The 12,030-nt window shown below is 66.4% G+C and carries 6 protein-coding genes, 1 tRNA gene, 1 other RNA gene and 1 pseudogene; 4 read left to right on the forward strand and 5 right to left on the reverse strand.

All coding sequences use genetic code 11. The annotated features are described in order from the left end of the window. Window positions 1–19: 19 nt before the first annotated feature. From BU198_RS20835 to BU198_RS20845, 3 genes are all read right to left on the reverse strand, one after another. A complete protein-coding gene (locus BU198_RS20835; RefSeq protein ID WP_188298369.1) occupies window positions 20–1,348 on the reverse strand; it encodes a S28 family serine protease in 1,329 nt (442 codons plus the stop codon). A gap of 506 nt (window positions 1,349–1,854) precedes the next feature. Further along, window positions 1,855–3,396, reverse strand: coding sequence for a hypothetical protein (locus BU198_RS20840; RefSeq protein WP_188298370.1), 1,542 nt, complete (start codon window positions 3,394–3,396; stop codon window positions 1,855–1,857). A 40-nt stretch (window positions 3,397–3,436) separates the two neighbouring features. Beyond that, window positions 3,437–5,350 carry a hypothetical protein gene (locus BU198_RS20845; RefSeq protein WP_188298371.1) on the reverse strand — a complete coding sequence of 638 codons (1,914 nt, stop codon included), beginning with the start codon at window positions 5,348–5,350 and terminating at the stop codon, window positions 3,437–3,439. A 1,636-nt stretch (window positions 5,351–6,986) separates the two neighbouring features. On the opposite strand from BU198_RS20845, the gene BU198_RS43850 reads away from it, so the two are divergent. Next, the gene (locus tag BU198_RS43850) at window positions 6,987–8,744 is read left to right on the forward strand and encodes a Shedu anti-phage system protein SduA domain-containing protein (RefSeq protein WP_188298372.1); all 1,758 of its coding nucleotides are present in this window, start codon (window positions 6,987–6,989) and stop codon (window positions 8,742–8,744) included. A 695-nt stretch (window positions 8,745–9,439) separates the two neighbouring features. After that, window positions 9,440–9,685 carry a hypothetical protein gene (locus BU198_RS20855; protein WP_188298373.1) on the forward strand — a complete coding sequence of 82 codons (246 nt, stop codon included), beginning with the start codon at window positions 9,440–9,442 and terminating at the stop codon, window positions 9,683–9,685. Window positions 9,686–9,715: 30 nt separating this feature from the next. On the opposite strand, the pseudogene BU198_RS20860 reads toward BU198_RS20855, so the two are convergent. Together BU198_RS20860 and BU198_RS20865 are read right to left on the reverse strand one after the other, a co-directional pair. Next, window positions 9,716–10,258 (reverse strand): annotated as a pseudogene (locus tag BU198_RS20860) (peptide deformylase). Between the two features lie 110 nt (window positions 10,259–10,368). After that, a tRNA-Ser gene (locus BU198_RS20865) sits at window positions 10,369–10,453 on the reverse strand. A gap of 111 nt (window positions 10,454–10,564) precedes the next feature. Between BU198_RS20865 and ffs the strand changes: the two genes are divergently transcribed. Both ffs and BU198_RS20875 read left to right on the forward strand, forming a co-directional pair. Next, window positions 10,565–10,655, forward strand: an RNA gene (gene ffs / locus BU198_RS20870) — signal recognition particle sRNA small type. A gap of 83 nt (window positions 10,656–10,738) precedes the next feature. Further along, a partial coding sequence (locus BU198_RS20875; protein WP_188298374.1) for a DNA polymerase III subunit gamma and tau occupies window positions 10,739–12,030 on the forward strand: 1,292 nt, incomplete at its 3' end.

The raw sequence follows: 12,030 nt of genomic DNA on the forward strand, positions 1-12,030 counted from the left end.
CTGCACCGGCCCGGGGGCGCTACACCGCCGCCCACCGCCGCAGCGTGGCCGACGCCGCCGCGGCGTCGGCGGCGGGCAGCTTGGCGATGCGCGCCGCGTGGGTGCCCCCCGGCACCTGGAACAGGTAGGAGTCCCGGGAGCCCCGGCCCAGCCGGAACGGCTCGGCCACCGACGGGTCGGCGCCGCCGTTGACGAACATCAGCCGGTCACCGTGCGTGCGGACCCACCGGTCCACGTCGCGCATCGCCTGCGGCTGGTAGCGCAGCGGGACGTCACGGGGGACGAAGGTGCGCGGCTCGGTGGCGCCGGGGTAGCGGAGCAGGCCGTCCAGGTGGGCCGTCTCGACCGGGAAGTACCCCAGCTGGGTGCCCAGTTGGTAGAAGTAGGGGACGAACTCGTTCACCACCGAGTCCGCGTAGACCGGGAGTTGGGCGACGTCGGCGAGCCAGCCGTACAGCGCGTCGTCGGAGGCGTCCGGAGCCGGCACGGCCGCGCAGGCGGCCTGTCCACGGCCCTGCCAGAACATGAACGGTGCCCGCAGCACGGCGATCTCGAAGGCCTTGTCGGCACTGCCGACCAGCCGGAAGTCGTCGCCCCGGGAGTCCGCCCACGCCTGGTACCCGGCGACCAGGGCGGTGCGGCGCTCCAGCAGGGCCCGCTGGGCCGCCTGGAGGGCGCCGCGGCATTCGGGGGTGCCGACGGTGCGCAGGAAGTCGAGGTAGGCGGAGTCCTCGTGGTCGTCGACGTTGTTCGGCGCGGAGTAGGCGACCGAGCCGGCCACGTCCTGCGGGTAGAAGCGACGGTGGTAGACGGTGGTCATGCCGCCCTTGCTGCCGCCGGTGGAGATCCAGGCCGCCCGGTAGACCGCGCGCAACGCCTCGACCACGCGGTGGTGGTCGGCCGCGGCCTGCCGGATGTCGAGGTCGGTCCAGTCCGCGGGCTCGGGCCGGGAGGTGCCGAAGAACCGCTGCTCCGTGCTCACCTGGTTGGCGTCCAGCAACTCGGTGGGCTCCACGCGGAACTGGGCGGTGGAGACGGCGTAGCCACTGGTGTACAGCACGGTCGGCCGGTCCGTGCCCCGGTGCATAAGTGTGAGGCGCTGCTCGAAACCGCCCTTCTCCGGGTGCCGGTGGTCCGTGGGCTGGTGCAGCGCCAGGACGAAGAAGCGGAACCCGCTCGCGGCCTGCTGCTCCTCCACGACGCGCAGACCCGGCACCGCCTCGATGGCCGCCCGGATGTCGGCCGGTCCCGTCTCCTGCGTGGCCGCGGCGGGCCCCGCGGCCACACCGGCCAGCAGCACCGCCACGGTGGCCTGCGCCAGCACCTGCCCGATACGCCTGAACAACATGGTCGCCTCCCCGGTCGTCGATGCCCCGAGTCAACCGGGCCGACGACGGCCACGGATCCCGCCACGGCGGGTCCGCGGCTCCCTCCCGGGAGGGAGCCGCAGCCGTGGGACGACGTACGGCTGCGGCTTGAAACGACGAAGGCCCGGACCGCGTGATGCGGTCCGGGCCTTCGTGAAGGCGGAGGATACGAGATTCGAACTCGTGAGGGGGCGAACCCAACACGCTTCCCAATTCTCCCGAACCCCGTCCACCGGGGTCCGCACCTGTTCTGAACTGTGGCGGAGGGAACCGCGGGGTAGCGGCTGAACCTGGCCGCACGGGGATGAATGAGGCCAGGATTGAGACCGGCTGACTCCGCTCGCCAGACCCGGTAACCACCGCTCACGACAGCTCTCTGGTCAGCTGGCTCCTACTCGCCACCATGATCGGCCTCGCCCCATGAGCATGGACGACGACTGGTTGACCCCTTTCAATGCCGGAAGGGGGACCTATCCACAGGGAGGTGTTACTGGGTGGTGACGTAGGTGTCCTGCGCCTGTGTCGGTGTGGGCGGCTGTGGGACGGTGACGATCGGGAGCGGCTTGCCGATGGGGTCGCTACTCTGAGAACCGCTATCGCCTGGATGGTAGGAGAAGCTCAGGTCGCCACCTGCACCTTGCACAACGAACTCGTTGTTCAGGTTCAGGATTTGGCTGAACACGTCGGAGGCGATCGGGGTGGGGCGGCTCTGAGCAGCGAGGCGGATGGCTCGTGCTGCGGTCAGGACCGAGTCGTGGGCCGCGATGGTGCCGCCGTCTGTGAGGTCGGCTTTCGGGAAGTGCTGCGAGCTGAATGCCGTGGCGAAGTCTGCGAAGTGCGGCGGGGCGCCTGGAGAACCGGTGGGCCAGTCGGCGGAGGAGGTCTGGGCCGAATAGATAAGGGTGATTTGGTGTTCGCGTAGCTTGTCGGCCTGGGTGGTAAACGAATTGAGGTTCGTTCCGATGGTAGCCACAGTGATCGGCGTAGCGCTGCACACCCGGTTCTCGAGGGATGCGAGAAAACCGGCCAGGTCGACGGCTCGTCCGGCGTAAAGGACTACACTCGGCTTGACCGCGCAGATGTTGGTGGTGACGGAAGAGAACAGGTCAGGGTTGGCTGCGCTCTTCCCGGACAGGCCTACAAAGCTCTGTGGAGCGAACTTTAGCAGATCTTTGAATGTTTTTTGCAGGTCACTGCGCAGGGATGCGGTGAACAGGTCGGGACTGGCGGTAATGTCGGAGTTGGAATCGAACACCATGATCGCCGAATTCATGCCGGGTAGGTGGCTGAGGTGGTTCTGTAGGGCTACCACAGACTGCTGATTGCTTGCGGTTACCCGAATGAAGCCGGGAATAGCCGAGGTGTTCAGTTGGTCGGCGGTGTTGATCGCGCCCACGGTCGGGATGTGCTGTGAGCTCAGCTTCTGCGCCCCCTTGAGGGTTTCCGTCGTGCTCACGCCTAGGCCGGCCACGGCAACCAGCGGTTGAGGGTCGTGGACCATACCCTCGAGTTGGGCCACAACCTGTTGCCACTGGTCTTCGTGACTGCCCTCATTTGCCAGTACTAGCCGGATCAGGGGAGTCAGGTCGCCAGCTACTCGTGTGGTGTTGGCCCGGATCTGGGCCGTATACGCACCCTCGATTGCGTTGCGGACCTCGGGGGCGGTCAAGGCGCTGGTGCTGGTGACGGTGATCGGCTCCAGCAGGGCCACCGTCACTACCGGCTTGCCGCTGCTGACAACCTTGGCGTTCTCCTTCGCGATCAGTTGCTGGACCTGCTTGAGGTCGTCGCTGAAGTAGTAGGGGCCAGAGCCGTCGGTCACCCCGACGCATTCGTCACCGATCAGGCTCAGGCCCGAGCCGGATCCCCCACAGGTGGAGGAATCGCTGTTGCGCTGGGTCGTGCCGGCCCAGGTCGCGCCGCCGATCACGATGAGCGTCGCGAGGCCGGCCAGCGTGTATCGACGCAGCTTTCGACGCCTGCCGGCGGGAGTCCCAGGCAACTCTCTGAGGCGCGAATCATCGTCCATTTGTGAGGCTCCTAGGTCGTTTCGGATGCCCGAGCGGGTTTCAGTCCCAAAGCCCGGCTTGGCTTCTGTGACTCTGAGCGGCCTCGATCAGGGGCTCACTGTCCTGCGGCCAGCGTCTGACCAGCGACTCGAGCTGCTGGGCGATGTGGGCGTGAAGACTGTTGCGCCGGTTGCCCACGAAGGGGTCTGCGGCGATCCAGCAGGCGGCGACCAGCTCCGCCAGCGGGTTGGGTGTCTGACCTGGCACGGTGGCGTTCTCGGTCAGGGCGCGCATCTCTTCCAGCGGTGTGCTGGGCGTGATCGTCGGTCGACTCGGGCGGCGTGGTGCCGCGGTCACTTGGGCCAGGAGATCGAGCCATGGTGCCGACGGTCCGCTGCCGACCTGCATGTCCAGTTGCTGGGCGACTGTAGCCAAGTCGCCCAGGGCCAGGGTGTAGTAGAGCTTGTCGGCTTCATCGCCCTGTTGAAGTCTGCCGAATGCGACGGACCACTTGGTGCTCGTGGGTGAAGCATCGGGCAGACCCGACACCACCGGAAGCAGCCCGTTCTCGCTCAGGGCCAGATCGCGCAGCAGGAGCCGGCGCAGCAGATCGGACGAGGTGCCGGGCACAGCCGGCCACAGCACCGGGCCGATGTCCGTGTTGAACCGGGCCAGGCCGCCGACCATCAGTGGCTCGTCGTCCGTGGCGAACTTCCGGGCGTGCTGTCGGCGGGTCGCTGCCGCGCAGATCATCAGGTCGATGAGATGTTCGCCGGGCTCCGGGGCCTTGCCCAGGAGGACCCGAATCATCGCTTGTGCCAGGGAGGACGATCCGAGAGCGGCGCCCATCAGCTCGGGTGACGGCTGGTCCAGCAACCGGGCCGGTTCGCGCCACTGGGCGGGGCTACGGGCCAGGGCTCTGATGAGCAGTTGCACGGAAGCCGGGTGCCCGCCGGTCAGTTGCATCAGCATCATCCGGAGTTGGGCGTCGTTGCCCTGCCGCTGTATCCGGGCCCTGAGGGCACTGTCGACCTCTTGCGCGCTGAAGTCGGTGAGGCGCAGTCGCAGCCAGGGGGCGATCAGCCCGGTCGCCGGGGGCGACCAGTTGCCGTGGGGATCAGCCTCAATCACCTCGTCCGCTGTGGAGAGCAGCGTGCCGTGGCTGGTGGCGATCACGGTGAGCGGGGCCGGGTCTGATTGCAGGCGCTCGTTCAGGCTCCGGAGTGTCTCGGCCAGGTCTCCGGCGAAGCGGGTCCCTAGGGCAGTGTCCGCGTTTTCGAGCGTGACCAGTAAGTTGAGCGAGAGTTCACTGACCCGGTGGGCGTCGTGAAATCCCTGCAGCACGTCGGCCACGAATGCTTCGGTCAGCAGCCTGGAGACCTTGGCCCGGTTGTCCTCCAGATCGGGGTTCGCGTGCCACTGGTTCAAGTCTATGAGGACGTCGATCGAGTCGTGTCGCAGGCCCCTCCCCTGGTGGCCGTACCAGTCCTGGTGGTCGCCGAGCAGCATTCGTCGGCCGCGCCGGCCCTTGATCAGTTGGCTCACGACCGTCCTGGGTAGCCAGTTGGGCAACCAGCCAGTCGCGTCGGCCACTGGCGTGCCGGTCGTGGACTGAAGTGTCTGAAGTACTACAGCGGCCAGATCCTTGAACGCCGTCTGCAAGGTCTCCAGGTCTCGGGCTTGCTGAAGCATGGCGAGTACTGTCGTGCGGGCCCGATCCCGGTTGGTCGTGTCCACGTTCTGTCGCAGTACCTCGATTCCCACGAGCAGCCGGGGGAAGTCCAACGCCTCGTACACCGGATAGCGCCGGTTGAGCTGGAACGCGAGGGCTGACAGTACTTCGGGCGCGCCGATCGTGCTGTCGAACCGGGCGAAGTCGACTTGGGCATGCGGCGCTACTTCCGCCAGCCAATCCCGCGCGGCACGAAGCAGCATCGTCTTGCCGCTCCCCCGAGTACCCTCGACCACGATCACCGGCTGACGCACGCTCCTGGGCGTGCGGTCCGTCGTTGACCGTCGAACCAAGGCCTTGACGTACTTGAGATATTGGTCGCGTCCGATCAGTTGATGGGCTTGACCAGTCGCGGGCCTCTGGCCTGCAGTGTTACGGCCAGCAGAATCCGTCATCGGGAGTGCCACTCCAGGAGTCGGGTCGTGAAACAGCGACCAAGAAGGAGGCCTTGCAAGGGAGTTCGACTCTAGCAAAGGAGATCAGCGACTGCTGTTGAAACGTCTGGGTGAGCGTTGAACTGGCCGTGGTGCCGAATTCGGTCCTGTGGCGAGATTAGTTGACGCGATAATGCCTCCCGGTGAGATGCCGGACGAAGTGGCTGTCGAAGGCGCGGCCGCTGGTAGTGGTCGGGACTTTCAAGCTCTGAGCCACCGTCAAGTGCTTGAAATGATCTTGGCTGACTGGGCGACGGATCTCATCAGGACATCACCACCATCGACGTCACCCTCGTGCACCTCACCAAGCCCCTGCACGTCCTGGTGTGCGGCAGCCCGCTGGACGAGAACGTGCTTGTCCGGTGGCACCAACTGCCCCTGGTGGCCCTCCGCACTTTGTCGGGCCCGGCCGGAGGCGCTCCGGGTGGTGAGGTAAAGTCGATGCCGCGGATCAGCTCCCGCTCGCCAGGGGCGAGCCAGTCATCGACGGGGCGCCAGTCAGTCGGCGAAGGCGTGAACTCCGCTGTAGTCGTGGTCGATCTCAGCAACGCGCAGTGCTTCGATCACGGCCCCGACGTGGGAAAACTGAGCGTACATGGTGACCCAGCGCGGGCCGGCACCCCATGTGAAGTCGCCCGTAGACCCCTCATGCCAGATGTGTCGATGGAGGCGTCGCGGGCCCTGTCGACGGCCTCCGTGTAGTCGGCGGGTAGAACGGGAGCATCACCCCGCATCGTTGCGGCATTGACGTACCCGTCGCGGTCGACTTCGACAGTGGCACACCAGCGGATAGGACCGGGACTGGATCTTCCCGGGCTGTGGGTCACGTCGATCCGGATCGAGGCAGATCGTCTGCTCGGCCATGCGCTCCGCGTCTCGTTCGTGGTGTTGCACCTTCGCGGAAGTCTGGATCAGCAGGGCCCTGGCTGTCACTGCCACCGCTGCCTTTGAGTCGATTCTGGCCGGTACCAGCGTGGGGCTGGCGAACTGCGGCTCGGTCCTCGCTCTTGGGTTCACTGGAGGCCGGGGGCACGGCAACTGCAAGCAAGACTGCAGCCTGGGCAAACGAAAGGCCCCGACCGGAATCCGGTCGGGGCCATCGTTTGCCCAGGCGGGCGAAGGCGGAGGATACGAGATTCGAACTCGTGAGGGGGTGAACCCAACACGCTTTCCAATTCTCTCGAACGTCGTCCGTCAGCGTTCACACCCGTCCTGACCTGCGGCGGAGTGAACCGCTGGGCGGCGACTGAACCTGGCTGGACCGGGGTGAATGAGACCAAAACTGAGACCGGTGTGCTGTTGGTCCGGTGGCCGTCCGGGCGTCTGAACGGCCAAAAGGTGCTTCGGGGATCGGTTTTGCTGGAGAGCTGAGGGTATGTCAGTCATGCGCGCGATGATGGCGACGGGGGTGACGTGCCCTCCGATCGCGCGGAGAGGGGAATCGGTGAAGAGCTGGTTGCTGCTGACGCAGGAGAGGGGATCGGCGTCCAGTGCGAGTCCCAAGATCGAGGAGTGGGAGAACGGGCACTTCGCGGTCGCGGACGCGTCTGCCCATGTGGGTGACCTCGTTCTGCTGTGGCGCCGCGGGCGTGGAGGCGGGGCCGTCGCGCTCGGGCGGATTGTCGAGACGGCTGTCATCGGGCCGCCTGCGTCTCTGCGGTCGATGATTCGGGGCCAGCCGGACGGTGAAGAGACCACGCAGACCGATGGGGTCCGTGCGGCTCGGTGCAGGGTGCGCGTGGACTTCGACAGGCCATTTCCGGCCTCACCGCTCTCGGCTGGTTCGTGGGGTGTTCCCATGTTGGGGCAGATCGTTCGGGCAGCGGGCCGCGACCTGACGGCAATCTCTTTGACAGATGCGCAGTGGGAGGCGCTCAATCGATGGATTGAGCGTCCGCAGCCGCCAGCGGACTGGCTTTCGGCGTGGAACATTCCCCCAGGGTCTGTGGTCAGTCGTACCCAACTGCACGATGTCTATGGTGGGAACTCGCGGGTTGTAGCCGGTCCAAGTGCGAAAACGCGGAACGTATTCCTCTTCCTGAATCGAGATCCCGCCGTTGCCGAGTTGACTCCACGCCTGAGCGGGGATGTGCTGCTCGCGCCTGGACAAGTGCAGCTTGGTGATCGCCTTTCCATGGAGAATCTCGGAGCGCTGAGCCATCTCCGACGCGGACTGCCGCTGCGCGTCTTCGAGGTGCGGCGTGGTGAATGTTTCTACCTTGGGGAGTTCGCCGTTGTCGAGGACCTCCCGGTTGCCCGGTGGATTGAGGTCGGTGAGCCAAAAGTCCGCAACTTTGGAGATATGGAATTCGTCCAGGTGCGGCAGGCGCCGATTTTGCGGCTTCGCCAGCTGAACGGTATTCGACCGTTCGCCGACGGGTCCGACTCCTTCGATGAGGCTCCCCGGATCAGTCTGAGTCTTCGGTTGGCTAGCACGGACGACGAGTGCGATGTGACCCCTGGGCGTAGCGGTTCTGAACCGCCCGTCGAGGTGGTCCCGGCGGAGGCAATCTGCGAGGCGAGCGGCAGTACGGGAGCGGACACCGTCCGAAGGCTGCTGAGCCTTCTGGAGCACGATCCTGAAGCCGCCCAGGCGATCGGCGAGATCGACGAAGCCCAGGCATTCGCGACTCTTGTGCAGCATGCGAGGAGGCGCACCGATCTCGCTGAGTTGCGTGTCGTGGCAGAGAATCCGGATAGCACGGAGAGTGATCTCCAGAAGTGTCTGGAACGCATGACCTGGGTTTTTGGTGCGGAGTTCCTCTCCGGCTCCGCTCGGCGGGACCTAACTGCGCAGGATCAGCTCGACCTGTCCCTGATCAGGCCGGATGGGTCTCTGCACGGTGTAGAGATCAAGAAGGCCAAGATCAGTAGTCTCATCAAGAAGCATCGCAACCACCTCACTGTCGGCGCCGACATCAATGATGCGACGGGTCAGGCGCTGAACTACCTGCGAAGCCTCGACGAGCATCGGCATCAGATCTTGGCCGACTTCAACATCGACTGCCGCCGCGCCACGATGACCGTCGTAATCGGGCATGCGTCGTTCGTTACAGGAAAGATCACTGCGGAGCAGGTCGCCGAGACGATCAGGACTTACAACAGCAACATGGCCCGGATCACGGTGGTCACCTATGACCAGCTCATCGAAGCTGCGCAGCGCAGTCTCGATCTCGCGGGGCCGTCTGCTGTTGATCGGTAGAACGTGCTGTGAGATCGGGCGAGGCCAGCGTCGGTCGGGCGTTCTCCGGGGCGAGCCGTCAACTTGAGGCAACGCCGGGTGGCACTTCAAGGGCCGCACGCGCTTGAACGCATAGGCGTAGAGAACGATGAAGGGCCCGACCGCAGTGCGGTCGGGCCCTTTGCTTGCCTTGGCGGGCGAAGGTTGAGGATACGAGATTCGCACTCGTGAGGGGTTACCTCCAACACGCTTCCAAATGTTCGTTCGGCTGTCCGGGAACGGCCGTAGGCCTTTTGGTCTGCGGCGGAGCGGCCTTCCGACCGGGCGCTGAACGGTGTTGGACAGGAACGAATGTAACCGCAACTGCAACCACGAAGGTGCCGGCCCGTGGTCAAGACGACGGCCTTGCTTGTCCGTCGGCCAGCCAACTCTCTGTTATCGCCAGGAGTAGGCATCCCGCCGCGATTTCCTGTGACTCCCCGACGGCCATCATCCAATCGGGCACATGACGCCTTACCGTTGCCGGGAACAGGGACTGCTTAGGGGAGATCGCTATGAGCATGGTTGGTACGGCTGGATGGCTAGTCCCGGTTGCAGGCTTGGTGGGGGCGGTCCTTGGTGGTGTCTTGTCTCCGTGGGTTGGTGCCCACTTTGCGCGGCACGCAGCAAGACGGGAAGCGTTTGACAAAGCGATTGCTGCTGTACGTACGGTGCAAGTGACCAGGTACTACGCCTCGAACGTGCCTGCAGGTCTTCTTGGCCTGGATCAGGGATCCGCGGACGAGTTCAATATTGAGTTGCGCAAGACAGGCGTCCAGCGGTTCATCGAAGCGACATACGAGGCGAAGGTGGCGCTTGCGGCGCTGGAGCCCTACGGTGACCTCTTCCGCGATGGGGGTGGGTGGGAGATCGCCGAAAGTGAGGCTGATGCCTTGCTGACTCGACTCAAACGGGCAGGCTGACCTCGCATGGTCAACGGAGCGGTTCGCGCGCTACTGCTCGTAGGCCCAGGCGCGGCCAGTCTGTCGGTACCGCTCGACGGGGATCGGGGCGATGCCGCTCCGCATCCGTGCGGTGTAGAGCAGGCCTTCGAGGTGGTCGATCTCGCGGTGGATCAGGCGGGCGAGTCCGCGTTCGTAGGTGGTGATGGTGGCTAGGCCGTCGAGTGTGGTGGTCCCGACGGTGATCCGCAGCGGTCAGGGGACCATGCCGCGGACGTCGAAGAAGGAGAGGCAGCCTTCGTACTGCTCGTCCGTCTCGTCGGTGCGGTCGGTGATGGTCGGGTTGAGCAGGACGATAGCCAGTGCTCCGGGCTCGGCCGGCTGGACGAGGGCGGCGGCTCGGTCGATGTCGACCTGGGGTGCCGCGATGCTCATGCCCTTGGCGAAGGGGTGGGCCTGGCCGATGCGCTCCATCGCGGTGAACAGCTTCTCCGCGACCTGCTCGGCGGCCTCGCGCTCGGCGGGCAGGTCGAAGGGGCGGGCGGGCTCGGTGAGGATGGGGGCGCCCTCCGGGACGACGCCGAGGTCACGCATCTGATCGCTGGGCCGCACCTGGACTCCCCTTGGACAACTGCAGCCGATGAGGCAATCGGTGAGACGACGAAGGCCCGGGCCGCGTGATGCGGTCCGGGCCTTCGTGAAGGCGGAGGATACGAGATTCGAACTCGTGAGGGGGTGAACCCAACACGCTTTCCAAGCGTGCGCCCTAGGCCTCTAGGCGAATCCTCCGTGGGAGAGCTTAGTACATGTTTCGGGGTGGTCGCGACCACCTATCCCGCAGGCGGGAGGGCGGGGGTGGCCTGTGGATCGTCGGGGCCCGGATCCGGTACTGTGGGGCTCAGCCCCTCGTGTGGCGTTATCTCTCTGAACCCCCCCAGGGCCGGAAGGCAGCAAGGGTAGGAGGGCTCTGGCGGGTGCACGGGGGGTCTTTGCGTTCCCGGGGCCGGGCTCCGGGGGGCGTGGGGGAGCGAGGGGGCGACGCGTTTGTCGGTCCGTCCCGATATCGTCGGGGGTGTGTCCCTAGCCCTGTACCGCCGCTACCGCCCCGAGACCTTCGCGGAGGTCATCGGGCAGGAGCACGTGACCGCTCCGCTCCAGCAGGCCCTGCGCAACAACAGGGTCAACCACGCGTACCTGTTCAGCGGGCCGCGCGGCTGTGGAAAGACGACGAGCGCGCGCATCCTGGCCCGCTGCCTCAACTGTGAACAGGGGCCGACGCCGACGCCCTGCGGGGAGTGTCAGTCCTGCCAGGACCTCGCGACCGGCGGGCCCGGGTCGATCGACGTGATCGAGATCGACGCCGCCTCGCACGGTGGTGTGGACGACGCGCGCGAGCTGCGTGAGCGGGCGTTCTTCGCGCCGGTGCACAGCCGGTACAAGATCTTCATCCTGGACGAGGCGCACATGGTGACCTCGGCCGGCTTCAACGCGCTGCTCAAGGTGGTCGAGGAGCCGCCGGAGCACCTCAAGTTCATCTTCGCGACCACCGAGCCGGAGAAGGTGATCGGGACGATCCGGTCCCGGACGCACCACTACCCGTTCCGGCTGGTCCCGCCCGGCACGCTGCGCGACTACCTGGCGGAGGTCTGCGGGCGGGAGGGCATCCAGGTCGAGGACTCCGTGTTCCCGCTGGTGGTGCGGGCGGGCGCCGGGTCGGTGCGTGACTCGATGTCGGTCATGGACCAGCTACTGGCCGGGGCCGGCGCGGACGGCGTCACGTACCAGATGGCGACGTCGCTGCTCGGGTACACCGACTCCGCGCTGCTGGACGAGGTGGTGGACGCCTTCGCCGCGCAGGACGGGGCGACGGTGTTCCAGGTGATCGACCGGGTGGTCGAGGGCGGGCACGACCCGCGCCGCTTCGTCACCGACCTGCTGGAGCGGCTGCGCGACCTGGTGATCCTCGCCACCGTGCCGGACGCCGGGGAGAAGGGGCTGATCGACGCCCCGGCCGACCGGGTCGCGGTGATGCAGGCGCAGGCGGACGCCTTCGGCGCGGCCGAGCTGAGCCGGGGCGCCGACCTCGTCAACACCGGGCTGACCGAGATGCGCGGCAACGCGGCGCCCCGGCTCCAGCTGGAGCTGATCTGCGCCCGGGTGATGCTGCCGGGCGCGTACAGCGACGAGCTGTCGTTGCAGGCGAGGCTGGACAAGCTGGAGCGGCGGGCGGCGGCGGGCGGCTTCGCCACGCCGATGGCGGCCCCGGTGGGGGCTCCGATGGTGGCTCCGGTGGCGGGTGGGGCGATGGCCGAGGCGCCGGTGGCCGCCGCGCCCGTCCAGCCCGCGCCCGTCCAGCCCGCGCCGAT

This window comes from Streptomyces sp. CBMA156 (assembly GCF_014596515.1).
Classification (GTDB): Bacteria; Actinomycetota; Actinomycetes; order Streptomycetales; family Streptomycetaceae; genus Kitasatospora.